Raw genomic sequence first — 23474 nt, forward strand, 5'->3', positions numbered from 1 at the left:
GCCGCCGACGGCAGCTACACCTACACGCTGAACAACGGTGCCGCCAATGTCCAGGCGCTGAAGGACGGCCAGGTCGTCCAGGACACATTCACCTACAGCGTCAGCGACGGTCACGGCGGCACTGCCAGTGCCACATTGACGATCAACATCAACGGCACCAATGACATTCCCATTATTGATTCCCATGGCGTGTATATGCCTGATGCTTCCTCTGAGATGACAGTGGATTATGCTGACGGCTATGCGCTCCATATTGCTGCACCGTCTGGTGTAGACTCTAATGGTTCCTTAACCATTACAGTCGACGACTTGCCGACTGTTGGTAAGGTTGGGTATATGGATGCTGGTTCTTTCCACACCGTACATTCAGGAGATGTACTCACAACATCTCAACTGCAATCTTTGTTGTATCAACCTGATGGTGTTGCTACATATAATCCCTCGAACGGGTTAGGCGTTACTGGTGCGGACAATGTCCAGTTCACCTATACGGTCTCAAACGGTTCTGTCTCCACCGAGGGAACTATAGATTTGCATACCCTGCTCGGCAGCGGCGGCTACATCGCTGAGGTGCAGGTGGGTAGCGCATCTCATCCTCTGACGTCAGGGAGCAACCAGTCTGTTCAGTTTGCAGTGGATCCCGTACTGGCATCAACGGCAGATTACTCACAGGCAGCCATTCAGCTCACCACAGACTTTAGGGACATGAACACCAAAACCCTGACTTCGCAGGTTGAGACCCAAGTCAATGTCAAACTGATCATTGACGGCCATACCTTCACGGTGGTTTCCGCTACCGACCCGGCCGTAAACTGGGAGAAAATTGCAGGAAGTGGTGGAAGCACCGACTACAATGTTGACCATGGAGCCTACTGGACCAGCGTCAACACTCATGCGCCTGCTGACGCCAATACTATTGAGAAGCACAGTATCTCATTCAACGACATCTCCGATGGAACGACTACGCTGGCGGACTACCTGACTTCTCATCCCCAGTCCCCCGGTTCCCTGTGGACTGTGGTGTACGACGACATCAAATCTGGTAACGAACAGGCCCGGTTCATGCACTTGTCCGTCGTCCAGGATGTGAGCGCTCAAAATGCTGTGACCACAAATGGGTCCACCGGCAATGATGTAATCTATGGCTCGACGTCTGATGGCGACACCCTTAACGGTGGCGCCGGCAATGACACCATTGTCGGTCGTGAAGGCAATGATGTTCTTTCTGGCGGCACAGGCCACAACACCTTGTCTGGTGGTGCCGGTGCCGACACCTTCAAAGTCTCCGGTGATGACACCATAAAAGACTTCACCGCCAATGAGGACAAGATCGTCATAGACCAGCCACATACTGATGTGCTGTTCCAGCACACAACCGGGGCCACTACTGCAAGCCTGACCATCACTAACAATGGGGCTCAGGTGGGTACGGTGACCTTTGAAAATGTCACCGATCCGACTGCTTTGCTGAACTCGTTGATCCAAGATGACCCGAAGATCCATAGCTAATCTTCAGTAACTGCTTCAGCTAAGCTGCCGCGAAAGAACTCTTTCGCGGCAGCTTTTTTGCCGGAGATCTGTCCACTTGGTAGCTGCCTTAGTGATTGTTCATTTCCGGCAGGATTCCCTTGACACTCCCGCCGCAAAAAACTATAGCTATAACCTCCACTTCACCCAACCTTCTCCCGCCCACGCCGGGCACATCGGGGAAACATGTACTGGGAATCTTTCGGCTTCAAAGAAGCTCCTTTCGCGCTTACTCCTAACCCGTCTTTCCTGTTCCTGAGCTCTCCGCACCAGGAGGCTTTCGCGCACCTGCTCTTCGCCATCGAAAACCGCGCCGGGTTCATCGAACTCTCCGGCGAGGTGGGCACCGGCAAGACCACCATCGTGCGCACCCTGCTGAACCAGCTCGACCCGCAAACCCACCGCACCGCGCTGATCTTCAACCCGATCCTCTCTCCCCTTGGATTCATGAAAGAGGTGAACGCCGAGTTCGGCCTTTCCACCGAAGGCACCGAAATCCGCGACCTGCACGCGGCGCTCAACGCCTACCTGCTCGAGGAGAACCGCGCCGGCCACACGGTGGTGCTGGTCATCGACGAGGCCCAGAACCTCTCGGTGGAGGTGCTGGAACACGTGCGGCTCATCTCCAACCTGGAGACGGAAAGCGACAAGCTGATCCAGATCGTGCTGGTCGGACAGCCTGAGCTGAACGTGCTGCTGGCCCGGGACGAACTGCGGCAGCTCGATCAGCGCATCACGGTGCGCTACCACTTAAAGCCGATGTGCTTCGAGGACACCTGCGCCTACATCCGGCACCGGATCCGGTTCGCCGCCGACGGCCGCGAGCCGCTCACGTTCTCCCCGGGCGCCTTCAAGCGCATCTTCAAGTTTTCCGGCGGCCTGCCGCGCCTGATCAACGGGGTCTGCGACCGCGCTCTGCTGCTCGCCTACACGCGCGAGTGCAAGGAGGTCACCCCGGCCATGGCGGCGCTCGCCATCGCCGACCTGCGCAAGGAATCGCCGCGCCGCAGACGGGCGCTGCAGGTCCGGGCGTTGTCGGCGGCCCTGGTGCTGTGCGTCGCCATCATCGCCGGTTTCTCGGTGGTCTCGTTCCATCTCCTCCCTGAGGAGAAGAAGGAGACCAAAGAGGTCAAGGAGTCGGTGCCGGAGGGAGCGAAACTGCCTCCCTGGTCCGCCGAGGCTGCACGCCAGGCGATCGCCGCCCAGCCCGAGCAGGACAACCTTTACGCGGCGGTGAACGCGGTGTTGGATGCGTGGCGGGTACAGCGGGTGGAGCCGGTGCCGGGACAGCCGGCCACCCTGCGCACGCTGGTCAGGCAGCGCGGCCTGGTCGCCGCCAAGTTTCCAGCCGATGTCGAGCTCTTGGGGCGGTTGGACGCCCCCGCGCTGCTCCACATCGTCCTGCCGGGAGGCGCTGAGCGGTTGGTGGCCCTGGTGGGGGTGGACAAGAACGAGGTCGAGGTCGTCCCGCAGGTCTCCGGGCGCACCAGGCTCACCCGCGCCGAACTGGCGCAGTTTTGGAGCGGCGGGACCACCGTCCTCTGGAAGGACTTCCACGGCATCGGCTCCCGGGCCAAGGGCGCGGAGAAGACCGCCGCCACCAAGGCGCTGCAGGGACTTCTGAAGCAGGTAGGCTGCTACGGCGGCCCGGTGGACGGAAAGATGAATGACCCCACCAAGGGGGGGCTGGCCGAGTTCCAGCGCCGGGAGCAGTTGACGGCGGACGGGAAGGTGGGGGCGCAGACCCTGATGCTGCTGTACCGCCGGGCCGGCGGCTACTTCCCGCCCGGACTGGCGCGGGTGCAGGGCGTGGACAGCAAACAGACGGGACGGATGTGACATGAGCCTGATACTCGATGCATTGAGAAAGATGGAGCAGGAGCGCAGGAGCAGGCGCGGTGCCGACCAGGACCTGCGTCCCGAGGTGCTGCGCTACCGCCTGGCCGCACAACCCAAGGAGCCGCGCCGCTACCCCGTGGCCGTGATCGGGGGTGTCGTCCTGCTTCTGGCCGGCGTGGGCGCGGGGTTCCTGCTCAAGGGGCATGCCCCGCAACCGGTAGCCGAAGCCCCCGTCGCCGCCCCGACACCGCAGGCGCCCGTCGCCGTGGTACCGGTGGCCCCTGCGGCGCCGGCCGCCGTGGCGCCCCCGGTGGCCGCCGCCACCGCCGCGCCGCCGGTTCCGGCACCCGTTCCGGCTGCAGCGCCCACGGTCGCACCGGTCGTTGCCGCTCAAGCTCCGGCCGCAGTTCCCCAGCCGGTTGCGCAGCCCTCGCGTAAGGCCTCCCGGGCCGCCGCGGCCCCGTCCGCGCCGGCCGACTTGCCACAGGGCGCACTCCACGAACCTGCGGCCGTCGCAGGGGGTGCCCAGGACATCACCATTTCCGGCATCGCCTACCAGGACGAGCGGCGTATGAGGCGCGCGGTCCTGAACGGCATGCTGGTCGGTGAGGGGGCGGAAGTCGGCGGCGCCCGCGTGCTCGAGATCAAGGAAACGAAGGTGAAGCTGTCGCGCGGCGGCCGCGTCTTCGAGGTCCCCTTCTCCTCCGGCCTGCAGTCCCGTTAATCCCGACATGCACCGGCCGGAGCCCTGGTAGCGTTCCGGCCTGCTATCCCTGTTCCCAATCCCCCAACGCACCACCGGGAGCCCCGATGAAAGAAAGATCACCTGCTGAGCACCCGGTCGAACGGATCGCCGGCTCGCTGGAGAGGGTTACCTTCCACAGCGAGGAGACGGGCTTTTGCGTGCTGCGGGTGAAGGTTGCCGGGCACCGCGAGCTGGTGACGGTGACGGGGAGCGCCGCCACGGTGACGCCGGGGGAGTTCCTGGAGTGCACCGGTTCCTGGCACAACGACCGCACCCACGGCATGCAGTTCAAGGCGGAGCACCTGAAGGTGGTGCCCCCCACGACGCTGGAGGGGATCGAGAAGTACCTCGGTTCGGGCATGGTGCACGGCATTGGCCACCACTTCGCCAAGGTGCTGGTGCAGGCCTTTCGCGAGGAGGTCTTCGACGTCATCGAGAACCGTCCGGAGCGCCTTCTGGAACTCCCCGGCATCGGCCGCAAGCGCATGGAATCGGTGGCGAGCGCCTGGGTGGAGCAGAAGGCGATCCGCGAGATCATGGTCTTTTTGCAGTCCAACGGCCTGGGCACCGCGCGCGCCGTGCGCATCTACAAGTGCTACGGCAACGAAGCGATCTTCAAGGTCACCGAGAACCCGTACCGGCTCGCCCTCGACATCCAGGGGATCGGCTTCAAGACCGCCGACGCCCTGGCCGCCAACCTCGGCATCGCCCGCGACTCCCTGATCCGCGCCCAGGCGGGCGTGAGACACGTGCTGCAGGAGCTCTCCGGGAGCGGCCACTGCGCCGCGGCCCGCGCCGAACTGGTGCAGAGCGCCGCCTCCCTGCTGGACATTCCCCCTGCCATCATCGAAGCCGCCATCGACGCGGAGATCGCCGAGCAGAACCTGGTCGCCGAGCCCATCGGCGGCCGCCCCTGCCTGTTCCTCACGCCGCTGCACCGCGCCGAGGTGGGCGTCGCCGCGAGCCTGTCGCGCCTCTCCGGAGGGGAGCCGCCGTGGGGGGGCGTGGTCGCCGAGGAAGCCATCCCCTGGGCGGAGAGCCACAATGGCATCACCCTGTCCGAATCGCAGCGCGAGGCCATCCGCCTTGCCCTGAAGAGCAAGGTGGTCGTGGTGACCGGCGGCCCCGGGGTGGGCAAGACCACGCTGGTCAACAGCATCCTGGCCATCATCCGCTCGCAACACCTGAGGGTTACCCTGTGCGCCCCCACCGGTCGTGCGGCCAAGCGGCTCACCGAATCCACCGGCATCGAGGCCAAGACCATTCACCGCCTGCTGGAGTTCGACCCGCAGAGCTTCGGCTTCAAGCGCGACCGGGACAACCCGCTCGCCACCGACCTCCTGGTCATGGACGAGGCCTCCATGGTCGACGTGGTGCTGATGCACAAGCTCCTCCCCGCCGTCCCGGACCACGCCGGGCTGATCATCGTGGGGGACGTGGACCAGCTTCCTTCGGTCGGCCCCGGCTGCGTCCTCGCCGACATCATCGACTCCGGCGCCGTCGCCACCGTGCGCCTCACCGAGATCTTCCGCCAGGCCGCGGGCTCCAGGATCATCGTCAACGCCCACCGCATCAACCGCGGCGAACTGCCGCTGCAGGACGAGGGGAAGGAACTGGCGGACTTCTACTTCATCCCGGCTGCGAGCGCCGAGGACATCCACGGCAAGCTGCTCCAGGTGATCACCGAGCGCATCCCCAAGCGTTTCGGCTTCGACCCGGTGCGCGACATCCAGGTGCTCACTCCCATGAACCGCGGCGGCCTGGGCACCGCGTCGCTCAACGCGGAACTGCAGGGGGTGCTGAACGGCAAGGCGGAGCCGCGGGTGACCCGCTTCGGCACCGGGTTCGCGCCGGGCGACAAGGTGATCCAGACGGTGAACAATTACGAGAAGGAAGTCTTCAACGGCGACATCGGCCGCATCGTGGAGGTGCGCCAGGAGGAGGGGACGCTGAGCGTCGATTTCGACGAGCGGCTGGTAGAATACCAGTTCGGCGAACTGGACGAGGTGAGCCTCGCCTACGCCACCAGCATCCACAAGAGCCAGGGTTCCGAGTACACGGCCGTGGTGATCCCGCTCTCCATGCAGCACTACACCATGCTGGAGCGCAACCTGATCTACACCGCGGTGACCCGGGGCAAGAAGCTGGTGGTGGTGATCGGCGAGCCCAAGGCGCTCTCCATGGCGGTGCGCACCAACAAGTCGCAGCGCAGGATGACCGACCTGGCGCGCAGGATCGGCAGCGCACCGGCGTGAAGTGCGCGCCCGATGAACATTGACATCGAAAGGAGGACGTGATGAAGACCATCGGCATGATCGGCGGACTGGGCCCCGAGTCCACCGTGGACTACTACCAGCGCATCATCGAGGCCTTCCGTGTGCCGGGGAGCCTGGCCGCACCGGAGATGGTGATCTACAGCGTGAGCCTGCAGGAGGTGATGGACCTCGCCGCCAAGCGCGAGTGGAACCATCTCGTGTACCTGCTGGTGCAGAAGGTGAGGGCGCTGCACAAGGCCGGCGCCGACTTCGCCATCATCACCGCCAACACGCCACACGTGGTCTTCGACGAGGTCCAGGCCAAGTCGCCCATCCCGCTCATCAGCATCGTCGCCGCCACCTGCGAGAGGGCGAAGGAACTGGGGGTGAAGAAGGTCGGCCTTTTAGGGACCCGGTTCACCATGGAAGAGAACTTCTTCGCACCTCCTTTCGCCGCCGCGGATATCTCTGTGGTGGTCCCCTCTGCGGAGGACCAGCGCTACATTCACGACAAGCTGATGACCGAGATCGAGTTGGGCATCATCAAGGACGACACGAGAAAGGGTTTGATCGACATCATTGCGCGGCTGGTACGTGACGAGCAGGTGGAGGCGATCATTCTCGGCTGCACCGAACTGCCGCTGATACTCAAAGACGGCGACTTCGACACGACCTTCCTCAATACCACGGCCATCCACGTCGAAAGTGTGGTGCGCTATTGCAGGGAAGGGAGGAAGTGGTAAAAGGAGCAGGGCTGCATTAATCATGGGGGGAGTATGAAATCATTATTGATCCTGGCGCTGGTACTCATTGCCTCGACCTCGTTCGCCGGGGAGAAGAAAAAGACGGCCAAGGATGCGCCGACCTCGCAATCGTTGCAGGAAAAGTGGGATGCCGACTCGTCACTGCTGAAGCTTGACTGCAGCGACAGCATGTGCGTGTACGGCGTCAAGGGCTCGGCGCAGATCGTCGACGCCGACAGCAACATCCGCTCGGCGTGGGTCGCCTTTCTCTATACCGACGAGGGGCGCAAGGCGCTCACCGGACCGCTCAAGGGGAGCTACTACAGCAAGGAAAAGTGGAATATCAACTGCAACGAGGCGACCATGAACGTCTCGTCGGTGCACTACTACGACGCCAAGGGGAGCCCGGTCAGCTCCTACGGCAACGACGAGCAGTGGAGCGACATCGTTCCCGGCAGCTTCGGAGAGACGGTCGCTGCCATCGTCTGCACCCTGGAGGATGACGGGTCCGGGGAGGACGCCCCCAGTCAGGATGTGCCGGGAGAGTCGCCTGCCCAGGAAGGCACCCCACTGTAGACCATGCCCCTCGCCGGTGCGCCAGCGAGTACGCTACTTGATGCCTTAGTATCAACCAAGCTCAGTCATTAATGGAAATATGATCGATTTTCTCACGGCAGGTCTTGTTCTGGGATGCTCGGCGGGGTTCTCGCCGGGGCCGCTTTTGATGCTGGTCATCTCCGAGACGCTCACCCACGGCACCCGCTCCGGGGTGCGGGTGGCGCTCTCTCCCATCATCACCGATTTCCCCATCATCGCCGCCACGCTGCTTTTGTTGATGAACCTGTCCGGTTATCACGGCATCCTCGGGGGACTGTCGCTGGCCGGCGGCCTCTTCGTCCTCTACACCGGCTACCACTCGCTGACGGCGCGGCCGGTGCAACTGGACCTCCCCAAGGAGCCGCCCAAGTCGCTCAGGAAGGGTGTGTTGACCAACCTGCTCAGCCCGCACCCCTACCTGTTCTGGATCACCGTGGGCGCCCCGCTTTTGACCCGGTCGCTCAAGGTCGGACCCGCCGCCTTCGTCGCCTTCATCGGCAGCTTCTACCTCTGCCTGGTCGGCGCCAAGATCGTCCTCGCCCTCGCCGTGGGGAGGTCGCGCGCCTTCATGGGGAGCCGTGCTTACCTCTGGATCATGCGCCTGCTCGGCGCACTCTTGACCTTCTTCGCGCTGCTGCTGTTCCGGGAGGGGCTCAAGCTGCTGGGGGTGGGGTAGGGGATCAGTAGTGGTAGCGTGCCTGGAGGAAGTCGATGCGGTCGTCGCTGACCAGGTACACCAGCCGGTGTTCCTGCGTGAGGCGGCGGGACCAGACGCCGGGAGAAAGATATTTGAGCGGTTCGGGTTTGCCGATGCCCTGGAAGGGGTCCCGCAGCACCGCTTCCACCAGTGACAGCGCCCGCAACGCGGTCTTTCGGTCCACCTCCACCCAGTGGCGCAGGTCTTCGCGAAACTCCGGGTGAAACACCGCCGCGCGCAGCTTAGCCGCCAAGGCCCAGCTCCGCGCGGAGAGCGTCGGTGCTTTCCGGCTCGCCTTCCCGCTTCAGGGCGCGCTCCAGCGCGGTCAGAAGCCGCTGCGCGTTCTTCGGCGAGCGCATCAGGTGCGCCGTCTCCACCAGGCTTGCCAGTTCGTCAGCCGCGATCATGGCGACGCTCTCACCGCTGCGGCGATCGATGATGACGATCTCACGGTTCTTGGTGACTTCATCGCAAAGCCCGGCGAGGTTGGCCCGGGCGTTGGTGTAGGTGGTCTTCAGCATCTCTTTCCTCCCTCGCGAGTTGTACAGGCGTACTGTACGGCAACGCCTTCCTTTTGGCAAGGGGCAAGAGGGGGGCACCGCCCCCCTCAGGTGTTCTCAATTTCCACCACGTCGATCTGCAACACGATCTCTTCGCCGGCCAGGTGCGGGTTGCGGTCCAGGTTCATCCCGCGGTCCGTGGTGACGATGCTGAATTCCGCCGTGGTCCCCTGGTTCACCACCTCGTGCTGCATCTCGGTCGCGCTGCCGCCGATGGGGGCGGCCGAGTCGCGGGAGAAGCGGGACACGGCGGAGGGGTCACGGCGTCCGTAGGCCTTGTCCGGCGGCACGGTCACCCGCTTCGATTCCCCCGCCGACATCCCCTCCAGCGCCTCCTCCAGCCCCCGCATCACCTTGCCCGCACCGACCGTGATCCGCAAGGGGTCTCCCCCCGCCGTCGATTCGACCACCTCGCCGTTTTTGCGCAGCGCCGTGTAATGCACCTGCACCGTACTGCCGTACTTTACCGTTGGCATGTGCCACCTCCGTTGGTTGTATCTTGTCACCCCCTCGGCAAAGGAGGGGACTGGCTCCGCCAGGTGCCTGTCCCCTTAGTGCTTGGAAGCTGGCTGAGCTGAAAGGTGCGTTCCGCTAAAGGGACTGGCACCTCGCGGAGCCAGTCCCTTTTGCCGACTGTCCCTTACTCGTGTCACGAGAACCGGTCCACCTCGACGTGCTCCAGCAGCCGTGCCAGGTAACGGGACTTCAGCTGCTGGCTGGCCATGACCCTCTTTACCGGCGGCAGCTTGAGGATGGCCCCGAGGATGGCCGCCATGGCGCGGTGGCTCAGGTAGGCCTGGTTGTCGAAGATGAGGTTTTGCAGCTTGCCGCGTTCGATCGCCATCAGCACCAGGCGGTGCGCGGTGTTAACCGGGGTCAGGACGCGCCGGGCCCGGCTGGTGAGCCGGATGGCGCCGGCGGGGCAGGCGCGCACGCAGACCCCGCATCCCAGGCAGAAGTCGGTGGCGACCCGCGCCCTGGGGCCGCCCCTGTCGCGACCTCCCCCCTCCGGGAAGAGGAGTTCGCCGTCGGAAATCCCCGCCCCCGGAGGGGGAGGGTCAGGGAGGGGGGAGGGGGGCTCTTCGGCATCCATGGTGATGGCGTCCACCGGGCAGACGGCGGCGCACTTGCCGCAGCCGGTGCAGCGTTGGACGGCCGTCGCCTGCACGAAGTTGGTGCTGTACATGGCGTTGGGGATGGCCAGCCTGCGGGTGGCGATAAGCCCCTCGCAGCAGCAGCGGCAGCAGTTGCAGATGAAGTTCACCCGTTGCTGCACGTTATCCGCACACTGCACCAGGTTCAGGTCGCGCGCCTTTTGCAGCAGGTCGAGCCCCTCGGCGCTTTCCACCCGGCGCGCCACGCCGCGCCGCAACAGCGACTGTGCCGCCAGGTTCAGGGTGAGACAGATGTCCAGCGGCGCGTCGCAGGCGCGCTCCACGTGCGCCATCTTCTGGCGGCAGTAGCAAAGCCCCACGGCGATGTGGCTCGCGCTCTTGATCACCTCGCTGGCCCGCTCGTAGTCCAGTACCTGGCAGGCCTTCTCGTCGGGAATGGCTTCCTCGTTCACCAGCACCCGCCCCAGTGATGTCTCGCCCCCGGCGAAGAGGTCGCGGATGAAGGCGTCCTCCACGTTGATGTAGTGGAAAAAGAGGCGGGACAGTTCCTTCTGGTCCAGGTCCGGACGCAGCCGCATCAGCGAGAACTCGAAAAAGCCCGCCATCGGGGGAGGGAGGATGTAGACCATCCTCCCCTCGCGCTCGATGTCGAGCAGCAGCGAGCGCGAGGCAAGCGTCTCCAGCCGCGCGCGTGTCTCTTCGATGGAGAGATTCCACACCCTGGCTGCCTTGGCCGCGGAGAAAGGGCGCAGCGGCAGCATGCTCATCAGCGTCGCCTCCTGCTCGCTGCACAAAAGGGAAAAGATCCTGAGCAGGAGATCGGAGTCGGGGGCCCCCTGGGGAAAGAGGTTCACCCGCCGCATCAGGCGGTGATAGCCGTCGTTGCCTCGCTGTTCTGACAAGGTGTTGCTCCTTTTATTAAAAAACGACAATGTGCCAGTATAGCAGGGTGGCAACCGCCGGCAACCTCACCCAAAGGGCCGGGCCTCCCCAAGGCTTTCCGCCAAGTTACCTTCGATATTCCTGACATCACTAATTAAAGATCCCCCCCAAGGTGCCGAATAGGAACAAAGCGGGTAACGCGGTGCCGGGCTCGAAGGCCCCGGCCGTTTGATTCGGTCCGCGTGCCGGCGAGGAGCGCTCTCTGACCATGAAGAAACTGAGCCTGACAACCAAGATGAGCCTCATGGTGTCCCTGCTGGTGGCCCTGGTGCTCTCCTTGATGACGCTGTGCGCGGCATGGTTCCTGGAACAGCAGTACCAGGAGACCGTATCGGAGCAGCAGTTTTCCATGGTCAGCTCCATGGCCGGAGAGATCGACAGCAAGATGCGCATGACCCAGCTCCAGCTCGAGGCCCTCGCCAGGAGCATTCCCCCCCGCCTCTTCACCAGCCAACCCCTGGCGCAACGCTTCCTGGAACAGCGGCCCGAGGCGCTGGCCCTCTTCGACAGCGACATCTTCATCTTCGACTCCAGGGGGAGACTGCTGGCGGTCAATCCCCTGGAAGAGCAGCTGATCGGCCGCGACTACTCCTTCCGCGACTACTTCCGTGACGCCGCCCGCAGCAAAAAGCCGGTCATATCGGAACCCTTCATCTCTACCCAGGCCCACCGCCACCCCACCGTCGCCTTCGTCGTCCCGGTGCTGGACGGCAAGGGGGAGATGCTGGGGATGATCGGCGGCATGATCGACCTGTACAAGGACAACTACCTGGGCAAGCTCGCCCACGCCCGGGTCGGCAGAAACGGTTATCTCTACCTGTTCAACGCCCAGCGCATCATCATCATTCATCCTGAGCAGCAGCGCATCCTGAAGGGCGATCTTCCCCCGGGGGGCAATCCCCTGCTGGACCGGGCCCTGGCCGGGTACGAGGGGGCCGGCGAGACGGTGACCTCGCGGGGACTGCCGGCGGTGGCCGCCTTCAAGCGCCTGAAAACTACCGGGTGGATACTCGCCTCGACCTTCCCGCTCACCGAGGCGTACGCGCCGGTGCGGGAGGCCAAGGTGCTGCTGGCGGCCGGGCTGGTGGCGGCGCTGGCAGGGAGCGTGCTGGTCTGCCTGTTGTTCATGAGACGGCTGACGGCGCCCCTGTTGACTTTCATCCGCCACGTCGAGGGAATCAGCGATGGCGATCAGGAACTGGAACCGGTAGCGATCAGGACCGGAGACGAGATCGGGACGCTGGCGCGGGCCTTCAACCGCATGATCGAGGAGTTGCGCCGGCAGAAGGAATCGGCGCGCGAACTGCGCCTGGCGATAGACCAGGCGCCGGTGACGGTGATGGTCACCGACCGCAACGGCCACATCGAGTACGTCAACCCCCACTTCACCAAGGTGACCGGTTACAGCGCCGAGGAGGTGCTGGGGCAGAATCCGAGGATCGTGAAGTCGGGATGGCATCCCCGCGAGTTCTACACCGAGATGTGGCAGACCGTCCTCTCCGGCTGCAAGTGGCACGGCGAGATGCGCAACCGGCGCAAAAACGGCGACCTCTACTGGGAGAGCGCCTCGATAGCGTCGGTCACCGGCGACGGCGGCGAGATCAGGAACTTCGTGGCGGTGAAGGAGGACATCACCGAGCGAAAGCGCGCCGAGGAAGCGCTGATCAGAAGCGACGAGCGCATCAGGCTGCTGTTGGAATCGACCGCGGAGGCGATCTTCGGCATGGACCTGCTCGGCAACTGCACCTTCGCCAACCGTTCCTGCGCCACCCTGCTCGGCTACCCCGGCACCGAGGCCCTGCTGGGCAAGAACATGCACCTGCTCATCCATCACACCGCTCCCGACGGCTCCCCCAACCCGGTGCAGGAGTGTCCGCTCTACCGCGTGCTGCGCGGGGAGCACGGCCTGCACAACGACGACCAGGTGTTCTGGCGTGCCGACGGCACCAGTTTCGCCGTGGAGTACTGGTCCTACCCGCAGCTGCGCGACGGGGAACTGGTGGGCGGGGTGGTGACCTTCTTCGACATCACCGAGAGGAAGCGGGCGGAGGAGGAACTGCGCCGCGCGACGGAGGCAGCCGAGGCGGCTACCCGCGCCAAGAGCGAGTTCCTGGCCAACATGAGCCACGAGATCCGCACCCCCATGAACGCGGCCTTGGGCATGCTGTACCTGTTGCGGCAGACCGAGCTCTCCGACCAGCAGAAGGATTACCTGGACAAGGCGCAAAGCGCTTCGGCGGTGCTGTTGCGGGTCATCAACGACATCCTGGACTTCTCCAAGATCGAGGCGGGCAGGATGGAGCTGGAGCACATCCCGTTCCGGCTGGAACAGGTGCTTGCCGACCTGCACAACGTGGTGGGGGCGATCCTGCGCGACAAGGAGATCGAACTTACCGTGGCGGCCGAGGCGGGCATCCCGGAACTGCTGGTGGGGGACCCGCTCCGGCTCGGGCAGGTGCTGCTGAACCTGACCGGCAACGCCATCAAGTTCACCGAGCGGGGCAAGGTCGAGGTCGGGGTGGCGCTGGTCGCCGTGGAAGAGGGGAGCGCCACGCTGCGCTTCTCGGTCTCCGATACCGGGATCGGCATGGACGCCAGGCAGCGCGAGGGGCTCTTCACCCCCTTCACCCAGGCGGACAACTCCACCACGCGCCGCTACGGCGGCACCGGGCTTGGGCTCGCCATCTGCCGGGAGCTGGTGCAGCTCATGGAGGGGCAGATGTGGGTGGAGAGCGCGCCCGGGCGCGGCAGCACCTTCAGCTTCATGGCCCGATTCGGACTGGCCGAGGCGGGGCAGGCCCCGCTGACCGAGGCGGAGGGCGCGGAAGATGGCGCCCTGGGCGCGCCCGGCATGCGCATCCTGTTGGTGGAGGACAACCCGATCAACCAGGAGGTGGCCCGGTTCATCCTGGAGCGGGGAGGCGTCACGGTGGAGCTTGCCCGTAACGGCGCCGAGGCGCTGTCCATGGTGCACGCCCCGGGGCCTGGGTACCACGCCGTACTGATGGACGTGCACATGCCGGTCATGGACGGACTGGAGGCGACCAGGCGCATGCGGCTCGACCCCGCGCTGGAGCGGCTCCCCATCATCGCCATGACCGCCAGCGCGCTGCCGGGGGAGCGCCTGCTCTGCCGCGAGGCGGGCATGAACGACCAGGTGGACAAGCCGATCAACGTGCCGGCGCTGTTTGCCACGCTGCGGCGCTGGGTCGGCCTCCTGCCGGGGGAAGCGGAGCCCCCGGTCGCGCAGCCGCTCCCCGCCGGCGAGGAGCTCCCCGACCACCTCCCCGGACTGGACCTGCAGCGGGCGAAGCAGCGCCTCCAGGAGGACCGGCTCCTGAAGAAGCTGCTGGTCACTTTCCACCGGGACAGCCGGGAGCTGGTGCGGCGCATCGCGGCGGCCGCCGGAGCGGGCGACCTGAAAGAGGCCCGGCGCCTGATCCACACGGTCAAGGGGAGCGCGGGGAACCTCGGCGCCATCTGGCTCGGGAGCGCCGCCGCCTCCCTGGAGCTTGCCATGCAGGGCAACGACGCCAGCCAGGTGCACGAGACCCTGGAACGGTTCTCCGAGAAGCTGGAGGAGGTGATGGCCTCCATCGAGCAGCTGGCACCGGAGCTGGGCGGGGCAGCGAAGCAGGGGGGGGCGGTGCCGGTGCGCATCGAGTGCGACGACCCCGAACAGGTGCCGGCCCTGGCCCGCACCCTGACCCGCCTGCTGGCAAGCCAGAACATGGGCGCCCTGGCGGTGTGGGAGGAGATGCGCCCCCTGTTGTCGGGGGAACTGCCGGAACGGTTGGACGCCACATTGCAGTCGCTTGATTTCGGCGATGCCGGCGCCATCCTGCGCGAGATTACCGAACACCTGGAGCTAAGGACATGAGCATGGAGGGAGCGGAAGAAGCAGGGAAAGGCAGGATTTTGATCGTTGACGACACCACGGCCAACATCGAGATCCTGTACCAGATCCTCAAGGGGGAGTTCGATGTCCTCTTCGCCAAAAGCGGTGCCGACGGCATCCGCATGGTGCGGGAGCATAGCCCGGACCTGGTGCTGTTGGACATCATGATGCCCGACATGGACGGCTACCAGGTCTGCCGCGTCCTGAAGCAGGACCCGGCCACGGCGCAGATCCCGGTCGTCTTCGTGACCGCCATGGGCAACGACGAGGACGAGACCCGGGGGCTGGAAGAGGGGGCCATCGATTACCTCACCAAGCCGATCCGTCCCGCCATCGTGGTGGCGCGGGTGCGCAACCACCTGGAGCTGAAGCACCGGGGGGACCTGCTGGAAAAGCTCAGCAGCGAACTGACGAGGAAAAACGCCGAGCTGGAGCAACTGGCACGCCAGGACGGACTTACCGGGGTGGCCAACCGGCGCCACTTCGACGAGTCACTGCGCTCGGAGATCCAGCGCGCCGCGCGTAACGGACGCAACCTGTCGCTCATCATGTGCGACATCGACCACTTCAAGAAGTTCAACGACCTCTACGGTCACTTCGCCGGGGACAAGTGCCTGCAACTGGTGGGGGAACTGCTCAGGAAGAGCTTCAAGCGGGCCGGGGAGGTTGTGGCGCGCTACGGCGGCGAGGAGTTCGCCGTCATCCTGCCCGACACCAGTGCCGAACTTGCCGGGCACCTGGCCGAGCGCTTGCGGCTGGAACTTTTGGCGCAGGCCCTGCCGCACGCCGACTCCGAGTTCGGCATGGTCACCATGAGCCTCGGCGTGGCGGGCGTACTGGTGACCCGGGAGCACGACCAGGAGTGGTTCATAACCTGCGCCGACGATGCCCTGTACCGCTCCAAGGCGGCGGGGCGGAACCGGGTTACCGTCTGGGATCAGTAGTCCACCCCGGGCTGCGGTTCGATCTCCTTGCGGTAGGCGTGCTTCACTTCCACCACCTCGCTCACGGTGTCGGCAAGCTCGATGACCACGGGATGGGCGTCCCGCCCGGTGAGCACGAGGTGCATGAGCGGCGGTTTGCGCGACAGGATGTCCAGGACCTGTTCCAGGTCGACCAACTGCAGCTGCAGGGCGTTGTTGATCTCGTCCAGGATCACCATGTCGAAGGCGCCCGAATCGATCTTTTCCAGGGCGAGCCGCACCGCGTCCTGCGCGTTGGCCCGGTGCTCGCTCCTGGGATACGGGTTGCCCAGGATGCCGCAGAACCCCTTGCCGGTGGTGTGCAGTTCCACCAGGTCGCCCAAGAGCTTCACCCCGTCCCATTCCCCCGCGTACAGGTCTCCCTTCATGAACTGGATGATGCAGACCCTCATGCCGTGCCCGCAGGCGCGCAGCGCCATCCCCAGCGCCGAGGTGGTCTTCCCCTTGCCGTGACCGGTGATGACCACGGTCAGTCCCCGTTTCAGCTTCGGTTCCAGTTTGTGAATCTCTAGCGGCGGGCTCCCCTGATTTTTCATGATGACGCCTCCCCGGCTATTCTAACCCTTTTTAAAGCAGTTACGCAAAGCACGCACAAGCAGGCGCGAAGTTCCCGAAGAAGGGTTTTATATTTACCCCCGTCTTCTCTTCGTGTTCTCAGCGGATCCTCGGCGCTCTTTGCGCAACCGATTTTAGGGTTTGGGGGGAAGATCAATGACAGCAGGCCTTGGCGAAGATTTTCCAAAGGCCGGCCACGCCCATGAGGGCGATGGCGATGCCGGCGGCGCGCAGCATGGCGTTTTTGAGGGCGCCGGAGACGGCGCTGGAGGCGGTTCCGAAACCGAGCATGACCGGGACCGTGCCCAGTCCCATGGCGGCCATGGTGGCGGCGCCGGTGACCGGGCTCCCGGTGCCGGCGGCGACCAGGAGCGGCGCATAGACCAGGCCGCAGGGAAGCAGCCCCAGCACGAGGCCCAGCGGCAGCGAGGCAACGGGGGAGGGGGCGGCGAGGGCGCGGCGCACCGGTGCGGTGAGAAAGCGCGCGCCCGTTCCTTCCAGGGTGGAGAGGTTGAGGACGCTCAGCCCCAGCGCCGAGGAGAGGCCGACCATGATCACCATGACGTTGGCCACGACCATGAACCAGCGGAACACCATCTTCATGGCCATCAGGTTGAGCGACGAGCCGATCAGCCCGGCCAGCGCGCCCAGCAGGGTATAGGTGACGATGCGGCCGGTGTTGTAAAAAAAATGGGATTTGAGCCGCGACCCCAAGGCCCCTTCCTTGTCCTTCAGGGAGATGGCGGCCACGATGCCGCCGCACATCCCGATGCAGTGGAAGCTGCCGGCCAAGCCGGCCACGAACGCCAACCAGATCTGTAGCATAGGGGGCTCCTGTAGCGAGTGAGGATGTTGGGACTGGCTCCGGGGATGGGGACTGGCTCCGCAGGTGCCTGTCCCCTTATGCCTTTAGCTGTCATCGCTGCGGCGCCGTCCTCACCGCTTCCTGCGGGGACTCCGGGTGACGGTGCGACAGGGTGAGCTCGTGCCCGTCGGCAGCGGGGACGGGCGGGTCGGGGGCAGCCTCCACAGGGGAGGGGATCGGGGTGTCGTCGTCCAGCATCCGGTGCTTGGGGCGCTCCATGTCCGTGAATTCGCCCTTCTGCACCCCCCACAGGAAGAAGAGCCAGCAGCCGCAGCCCAGGAAGAAGGAGAGAACGATCAGTGCGAAAAGGGAGTTATTCATCGGGAGTCCTCATGAGCCTGAGCGAGTTGCCCACCACGCAGACGGAACTGAGCGCCATGGCGGCCGCGGCGTAGATCGGGGTCAGGCGCCCGGTCATGGCGAGCGGGATGCCGATCAGGTTGTAGAGAAAGGCCCAGACCAGGTTCTGCCGCACCACGGCCATGGTGCGCCGCGCCATCCGGTGGGCCAGCGACAGGCGCTCCAGGTCGGGCTTGGCGAGCACCAGGTCGGAGGTCTCCAGGGCGATATCGGTCCCTCCGGCCACGGCGCAGCCGACGTCGGCGGCGGAAAGGGCCGGGGCGTCGTTGATGCCGTCGCCCACCATCAGCACCGTCGCCCCTTGCGCCTGCAGCTTCGTTATCTCCTCGGTCTTGTCCGCCGGCGAGAGCGACCCGATCCCGCGGGCCACCCCGGCGCTCCTGGCCACCTTGTCGGTGCACTCCTGGCGGTCGCCGCTTAGCAGCAGGGTGTCGATCCCCTTGCGCCGGAAGTAGGAGACCATGCCGGGGGCGTCGTCGCGCATGCGGTCCTTGAAGGTGAGGGTGCCGCAGTACCGCCCCTTGTGGGCCACCCCGACCAGCATCCCTCCCTCCGGCGACTCCAGCTCGGCGGGAATCCCCGAGACCCCCAGGCGCTCCAGGAACGGTACGCTCCCCAGCGCCACCGTCTCGCTCGCCACCCGGCCGGTGACCCCGGCTCCGGCCAGCGTCACCAGTTCGGTCCCGGCGGGATACTCGATGTCGTGCCGGGCGGCGTAGTCGCGCACCGCCCTGGCGATGGGGTGCAGCGAACCGCATTCCACCGCTGCGGCCAGCGCCAGCACCTGGCGCGGCGACATCCCGCTGCCGGCCTGGATGTCGACCAACATGGGCGCGCCGCGGGTGAGGGTGCCGGTTTTGTCGAAGACCGCGATGCTGACGCGGCTCAGTCCTTCCAGCACGTCGCCCCCCTTGAAGATCACGCCGTGCGCCGCGGCGGCCCCGGTGCCGGCGAGGATGGCGGTAGGGGTGGCCAGTCCCAGGGCGCAGGGACAGGCGATGACCAGCACCGCCAGCGCCACCATGAGGCTTGCCCCCAGCGACCGCCCCTGGCTGTAGTGCCAGCAGAAGGTGGCCACGGCGAGGGTGAGCACGGCCGGGACGAAGTAGGCGCTGACCCGGTCCGCGATGGCCTGGATGGGCGCGCGCCGGCTCTGGGCCTCCTCCACCAGCTGCGCCACCCGTGCAATGAAGCTGTCCCCGGTCTTCCTGAGACAATGCACCCGCAGCGCGCCAGTCAGGTTGGAGCTCCCCGCGATAACCTGGTCGCCCGCCTTTTTCACCCGCGGCAGCGGTTCACCCGTGGCAGCCGATTCGTCCACGTCGCTCATCCCCTCGGTCACCGTCCCGTCTACCGGAAACCGTTCACCCGGCGCCACCAGGATCAGGTCTCCCGGCTTCAGCTCCGAGGGCTCCACCGTCTCCAACTGCTCCCCCACGAAGCGCTGCGCCTGTCCCGAGCAGAGCTCCAAAAGCCTGCCGATGCCGCTGGAGGCGCGCCGCTTGGCGCCGTGCTCCAAAAGCCTCCCGGCCAGGATCAGGGTGACGATCATGGCCGCGGTCTCGTAGTAGACCTCGCCCCCGGTAAAGGTCGCGTAGACGCTGTAGCCGTAGGAAGAGAGCGTGCCGATGGCGATCAGGAGCTCCATGTTGGGCGCGCCGTTGCAGATGCCGCGCCACGCCCCGGCCAGGAAGGGCCAGCCGCAGTAGAAGATCACCGGCGTCGTGACCAGGAGCGAGAAGAGTTGCAGGTACGCCTTCATCTGCGGCTCGATCCCCTGGAAGTACCCGGCGTACAGGGCGAAGGCGTAGGCCATGAGCTGCATGGTCAGGAAGAAGGCGGTGCCGAAGCGGACCAGCAGGTCCTTGTGCACCCGCTGACCCGCCTGGCGCGCGGCGTCCTCGGTGTAAGGGCGCGGCACGTAGCCGATCTGGTCGATACGGTTGAAGATGGCGGCGGGGGTGATCCTGTCCGGGTCGAAACGGACCCGGGCCCGCCCGGTGGCGTAGTTGACCCGCGCGTCGAGCACGCCGGGTATGGCGCCGATGATCTTCTCGTTGAGCCAGACGCAGGAGGCGCAGCGGATGCCGTCGATGATGATGTCGATGACGCTCCCCTCGGTTGCGGGATAGACGAAGCGGGAGAGGTAGGCGTCCCGGTATTCCCCCTTGAAGGCCTGCGGGATCAGCCCGGTTTCCTGCCAGTCGCGCCGGCGGTAGTAATCGGCCAGCCCGGAGCCGCTGATGAGGAGGTAGGCGCCGTGGCAGCCGTGGCAGCAAAAGGAGAGCACCGCGTCCGGCATGCGCTCTTCGACCAGCATCCCCGGCGGGATGTCGGCACCGCAATGAAAGCAGGGACCGGACACGCTTCTCAATTGAAGAACACCACTTTCTGGGAGGCGACCGACTCTCCCTTGGTGAAGAGGAGTTCGCCGCGCAGTTCGCCCTGGCCGGTGACGGGCCAGGGGGCGACGAAGACCCCGGGTGCGGTTTCCGACAGGGGCAGCACCTCTTTCTCGTTGCCGTGCCTGGTCTGGAACAGCAGCTTGCCGCCGCCGACCGGGGTCCCTTTCTCGTCCTGCACCCGGACCTGCAGGTCCCTGCCGGCAAGCGAGGCCGACATGACCCAGTCCATGCCCGCGTTGTAGGCGCCGGTCTTGCTCTTGGCGTAGTCGAGCCCGTGCTGGTAGTAGTCCGGGTCGGTGACGGAGCTGCCCCGCTCGATGGAGATGAACACGGTGGTCCCCATGCCGAGCAGGAAGGTGGCGAACATGAGCACGATGGCGAGGCGCCAGCGGCAGGGAAATTTGGTTGACGGTTTTTGCATGGTTACTTCCTTCATTGAAAAGCCCCTCACCCGGCCTCCGGCCACCCTCTCCCGAAGGGCGAGGGTATGGACATGCACCTTTTCTATGATTCCAGGGGGGAAGTTACCCCTCGCCCTCCGGGAGAGGGGCAGGGGTGAGGGCGCTACTGCAGTGCTACCGGCAGCGGGCTTGCCGCCACCACTTTCCCTTCCGACACGAGCCTCAACTCCACCTGGGTCCCCGGCGGCGGCGCCGCGTTCAGCTTCAGCGCGAAGCCGATCTTCCTGTTGGCATTCGCCTCCAGCGTTATCCCCCGCACCGGCCCCACCAACTCCACCCGGTAGCCAGCAAGCGGCGCCGCTTGCAGCGAAAAGGAGCGCGCTCCCCCGCCGCGGTTCTCCAGGAAGGCGGAATAGAAGTTGACCAGCGAGCCGTCCGGCAGGCGCTTCACCTCGCCGCTCCCGGCGCGCTGCACCTTGAGGGTCGCCTCCCGGCGCGTGGTCACTCCGACCACCAGGAGCGCCACCAGCAGCAGGAGCACGCCGCCCAAAAGAAGCGCCTTCCTGTTCACCGGCCGCGACCCGTCGGCGCCCACCGGCCCGAACGTGTAGTGGATCAACCCGCCGGTGCCGCGCTTGGCGAAGACGTCGCGGCAGGCGTCCAGGCAGCGTCCGCAGTTGATGCACTCGATCTGCAGCCCGTCGCGGATGTCGATGCCGGTGGGGCAGGCTTTGACGCAGGCCCCGCAGCGCAGGCACACCCCCTTGAGCTCCGGGTCGAATTCCAGGGTGAGCGTGCCGCGCTCCATGGTCATCAGCTGGATGCGCCCGTAGGGGCAGACACTCTTGCAGAACCGGCGCCGCACGAAAGCGAGGTCGAGGTAGACCACCAGCGCCGTTGCCGCCAGCGAGATGCCCGCCACGGCCCCCAGTTGCCCGGCCGCAAGCCGCGCCAAAAACTCAGGCGGCGCGACGAAGTACCAGACCAGGTTGGCTCCCACCAGCGCCGAGAGGGCCAGGAAAGACGACTGCCTGAGCGCGGCGCGCAGCGGCGCGGGGAGGTTACGGGTGCGGCGCTCGATCCAGTCGGCGAGGTCAGCCAGCGTAGTCTGGGGACAGAGCCAGCCGCACCAGACCCTGCCAAAGAGCATGGTCACGAACAGGAAGGCAAAGACCAGGATCAGCACCACGATGAGGAGCAGGTAAAACTCCTCGATGCGCAGCTTGGCCCCGAAGAAGAGGAGCGTCCTGGAGCCCGCGTCCAGCCGCAGCAGCGACTCGCCGCCGGGACGGATAAACGGGAGCCCCAGGATGAGCAGGGTCACCAGCCACTGTACGCCCTTGCGCCAGGGGGCGATGCGCCGCCTGGTAAGCGGAACCGGTTTCAAAGCGACAGGACGTACTGGACCAGCCCCTGGATCTTGTCGCCGGAAAGCTCGTTCTTGAAGCCGGGCATGCCGCCCGGGCGCCCGTCACTGATGCTCGCGGTCACCTCGGGAGCGGTCCTGCCGTACTTGTACTTTTTGGCGGTCAGGTCGGGACCGATGCCCCCCTTGCCGTCGGCGCCGTGGCAGGAGGCGCACTTCTCGGCGAACTCCTTCTTCCCTGCCGCAGCGAGGTCGGTGCTCTTGATTTCCTTGCTGGTCGGAACCGCCTGGCCGGCGCTTCCTTTCTCCTGCTGGACGGCGAGGCGCGCCTCCTTGGCCTTCTTGATCTGGTCGAATTCCCCGTAGGAAGTCCAGCCGCTGAACAGGTAGTAGGCCATGAAGATGATCCCCCAGGTCCACAGCCCGAAGTACAGGATCCTGAACACCAGCGGAGAGCTTTTCTCCGCGCGGTACCTGATGCCGTCGTACTCTTTATTTTCGTCGGACATCGCGTCCTCCTTTGCTCACTTTTTGTTCATCCCGGCATGGGGACTGGCTCCGCAGGTGCCTGTCCCCTTCATCTTCCTAATTTTCAGGATGGTCATCCTTTTTCGGCTTGTCGTCGTCCATCATGCGGAACTTGGGCTCTTCCCCCTTGTCCCGGTGCCTCTTGCTGTAGGTGCGCGCCACGATGGCGGCGAAGGCCAGGAACAGGATGAGGGTCACCCCCAGGTAGTAGATGCTGGCGCTGTCCATATCAGTGCTTGTGCACGGACTTCAGGTAGGTGACCACCTTCCAGGTCCGCTCCTTGCCCAGCGTGTCGCCGAAGGCCGGCATGCCGCCCGCGGCGATGCCGCTGTAGATCGTGGCGAAAACCTTGGAGTCGGGCTGATCCATGTCGCGCAGGTCCGGCCCCACCTCGCCCTTCAGCTCGATGCCGTGGCACTGGGCGCAGTGTTCGGCGTAGAGCTTCTGCCCCTCGGGGAGCACGCTCATGTTGTCCTGGAACGGGTTCTTCAACTCGCCCAGCACCTCGGTCTTGCCTGTCTTTCTCCAGGGGATGTCGTTGCCCACCTTCTGCATGTAGGCGATGATGGCGTCCATCTCGCTCTTGCCCTGCAGCGCCTGGATGTCGGCCGGCGTGTAGGGGAACTTGAGCGCCTTCATCTTCTTCTCGGAGAGGCTCGTGTCAAGCGGCCGGTTCAAAAAGTCGTAGGAGGGCATGTTGGAGCGCGGCACCATGGCGCGCGGGTCCTTCATGTGCTTCACGTGCCAGGCGTCCGGGTACTTGCCGCCGATGCGGGCGAGATCGGGGCCGTTTCTGCGCGAGCCCCACAGGAAAGGCTGGTCGTAGACGAACTCGCCGCTTTTACTGTACTCGCCGTAGCGCTCGGTGTCGGAGAGGAGCGGCCGCACCGTCTGGGTGTGGCAGTTGTTGCACCCCTCGCGGATGTAGATGTCCCGCCCTTCGAGCTGCAGCGGGGTGTAGGGCTTCACCGAGGCGATGGCGAGCTTCGGGTCGTTGATCCACCGGAAGGGGAGCACCATGGTGATGATGGTGCCGACCAGGATGGTGGCGGTGGCCAGGAGCAGGAATATGATGGGCTTTTTCTCGATCAT

Annotated in this window: 22 protein-coding genes; 9 read left to right on the forward strand and 13 right to left on the reverse strand. The window is 65.3% G+C overall.

Annotation, left to right across the window (positions count from 1 at the left end; all coding sequences use genetic code 11):
* The 7 genes from H7687_RS15190 to H7687_RS15220 all read left to right on the forward strand — a co-directional run.
* Window positions 1-1509: VCBS domain-containing protein (locus H7687_RS15190; protein ID WP_198424644.1), on the forward strand; the 1509-nt coding region annotated here is incomplete at its 5' end.
* Between the two features lie 204 nt (window positions 1510-1713).
* Complete coding sequence (locus tag H7687_RS15195; RefSeq protein WP_183348884.1) at window positions 1714-3366, forward strand: AAA family ATPase; 1653 nt, start codon at window positions 1714-1716, stop codon at window positions 3364-3366.
* A 1-nt stretch (window position 3367) separates the two neighbouring features.
* Entirely contained in the window at window positions 3368-4090 is a 723-nt protein-coding gene (locus tag H7687_RS15200) for a general secretion pathway protein GspB (protein ID WP_183348886.1), read from the forward strand.
* 86 nt (window positions 4091-4176) lie between these two features.
* Window positions 4177-6366, forward strand: a complete 2190-nt coding sequence (gene recD2, locus H7687_RS15205) for an SF1B family DNA helicase RecD2 (protein ID WP_183348888.1) — start codon at window positions 4177-4179, stop codon at window positions 6364-6366.
* 41 nt (window positions 6367-6407) lie between these two features.
* Complete coding sequence (locus tag H7687_RS15210) at window positions 6408-7109, forward strand: aspartate/glutamate racemase family protein (protein WP_183348891.1); 702 nt, start codon at window positions 6408-6410, stop codon at window positions 7107-7109.
* 33 nt (window positions 7110-7142) lie between these two features.
* Window positions 7143-7685, forward strand: a complete 543-nt coding sequence (locus tag H7687_RS15215; protein WP_183348893.1) for a surface-adhesin E family protein — start codon at window positions 7143-7145, stop codon at window positions 7683-7685.
* Window positions 7686-7764: 79 nt separating this feature from the next.
* Entirely contained in the window at window positions 7765-8382 is a 618-nt protein-coding gene (locus H7687_RS15220) for a LysE family translocator (RefSeq protein ID WP_183348895.1), read from the forward strand.
* Window positions 8383-8386: 4 nt separating this feature from the next.
* Here H7687_RS15220 and H7687_RS15225 read toward each other — a convergent pair whose 3' ends face one another.
* The 4 genes from H7687_RS15225 to H7687_RS15240 form a co-directional block, all read right to left on the reverse strand.
* On the reverse strand, window positions 8387-8656 hold the full coding sequence (locus H7687_RS15225) for a Txe/YoeB family addiction module toxin (protein ID WP_183348897.1): 270 nt from the start codon (window positions 8654-8656) through the stop codon (window positions 8387-8389).
* The gene (locus tag H7687_RS15230) at window positions 8646-8924 is read right to left on the reverse strand and encodes a type II toxin-antitoxin system Phd/YefM family antitoxin (RefSeq protein ID WP_183348899.1); all 279 of its coding nucleotides are present in this window, start codon (window positions 8922-8924) and stop codon (window positions 8646-8648) included. The genes H7687_RS15225 and H7687_RS15230 overlap by 11 nt, the downstream gene beginning before the upstream one ends.
* 86 nt (window positions 8925-9010) lie before the next feature.
* The gene (locus H7687_RS15235) at window positions 9011-9439 is read right to left on the reverse strand and encodes an FKBP-type peptidyl-prolyl cis-trans isomerase (protein ID WP_183348901.1); all 429 of its coding nucleotides are present in this window, start codon (window positions 9437-9439) and stop codon (window positions 9011-9013) included.
* Window positions 9440-9612: 173 nt separating this feature from the next.
* The gene (locus tag H7687_RS15240; RefSeq protein WP_183348903.1) at window positions 9613-10980 is read right to left on the reverse strand and encodes a 4Fe-4S binding protein; all 1368 of its coding nucleotides are present in this window, start codon (window positions 10978-10980) and stop codon (window positions 9613-9615) included.
* Window positions 10981-11228: 248 nt separating this feature from the next.
* Here H7687_RS15240 and H7687_RS15245 point away from each other — a divergent pair, with 248 nt between their 5' ends.
* Window positions 11229-14900, forward strand: a complete 3672-nt coding sequence (locus H7687_RS15245; RefSeq protein ID WP_183348905.1) for a PAS domain S-box protein — start codon at window positions 11229-11231, stop codon at window positions 14898-14900.
* Window positions 14897-15862, forward strand: coding sequence for a diguanylate cyclase (locus tag H7687_RS15250; RefSeq protein ID WP_246404927.1), 966 nt, complete (start codon window positions 14897-14899; stop codon window positions 15860-15862). Before H7687_RS15245 ends, H7687_RS15250 begins: the two co-directional genes overlap by 4 nt.
* Here the strand turns inward: H7687_RS15250 and H7687_RS15255 are convergent.
* The 9 genes from H7687_RS15255 to H7687_RS15295 form a co-directional block, all read right to left on the reverse strand.
* Entirely contained in the window at window positions 15856-16437 is a 582-nt protein-coding gene (locus tag H7687_RS15255) for a cob(I)yrinic acid a,c-diamide adenosyltransferase (protein ID WP_183348907.1), read from the reverse strand. The two genes, H7687_RS15250 and H7687_RS15255, sit on opposite strands and share 7 nt — an antisense overlap.
* 172 nt (window positions 16438-16609) lie before the next feature.
* Window positions 16610-17281 carry a sulfite exporter TauE/SafE family protein gene (locus H7687_RS15260; RefSeq protein ID WP_183348909.1) on the reverse strand — a complete coding sequence of 224 codons (672 nt, stop codon included), beginning with the start codon at window positions 17279-17281 and terminating at the stop codon, window positions 16610-16612.
* Between the two features lie 91 nt (window positions 17282-17372).
* Window positions 17373-17642, reverse strand: coding sequence for a cbb3-type cytochrome oxidase assembly protein CcoS (ccoS, locus tag H7687_RS15265; RefSeq protein WP_183348911.1), 270 nt, complete (start codon window positions 17640-17642; stop codon window positions 17373-17375).
* Complete coding sequence (locus tag H7687_RS15270) at window positions 17635-20046, reverse strand: heavy metal translocating P-type ATPase (protein WP_246404945.1); 2412 nt, start codon at window positions 20044-20046, stop codon at window positions 17635-17637. Before H7687_RS15270 ends, ccoS begins: the two co-directional genes overlap by 8 nt.
* A 5-nt stretch (window positions 20047-20051) precedes the next feature.
* On the reverse strand, window positions 20052-20507 hold the full coding sequence (locus H7687_RS15275) for a FixH family protein (protein ID WP_183348915.1): 456 nt from the start codon (window positions 20505-20507) through the stop codon (window positions 20052-20054).
* A 143-nt stretch (window positions 20508-20650) separates the two neighbouring features.
* A complete protein-coding gene (locus H7687_RS15280) occupies window positions 20651-21874 on the reverse strand; it encodes a 4Fe-4S dicluster domain-containing protein (protein WP_183348917.1) in 1224 nt (407 codons plus the stop codon).
* Window positions 21871-22362 carry a c-type cytochrome gene (locus tag H7687_RS15285; RefSeq protein ID WP_183348919.1) on the reverse strand — a complete coding sequence of 164 codons (492 nt, stop codon included), beginning with the start codon at window positions 22360-22362 and terminating at the stop codon, window positions 21871-21873. The genes H7687_RS15280 and H7687_RS15285 overlap by 4 nt, the downstream gene beginning before the upstream one ends.
* Window positions 22363-22438: 76 nt before the next feature.
* On the reverse strand, window positions 22439-22609 hold the full coding sequence (locus tag H7687_RS15290; RefSeq protein ID WP_183348921.1) for a cbb3-type cytochrome c oxidase subunit 3: 171 nt from the start codon (window positions 22607-22609) through the stop codon (window positions 22439-22441).
* 1 nt (window position 22610) lies between these two features.
* Window positions 22611-23474: a cbb3-type cytochrome c oxidase subunit II gene (locus H7687_RS15295; RefSeq protein ID WP_183348923.1), complete on the reverse strand. Its 864-nt coding sequence runs from the start codon at window positions 23472-23474 to the stop codon at window positions 22611-22613.

Origin of the sequence: Geomonas paludis, from assembly GCF_014193585.1 — a bacterium.
GTDB classification, from domain to species: domain Bacteria; phylum Desulfobacterota; class Desulfuromonadia; order Geobacterales; family Geobacteraceae; genus Geomonas; species Geomonas paludis.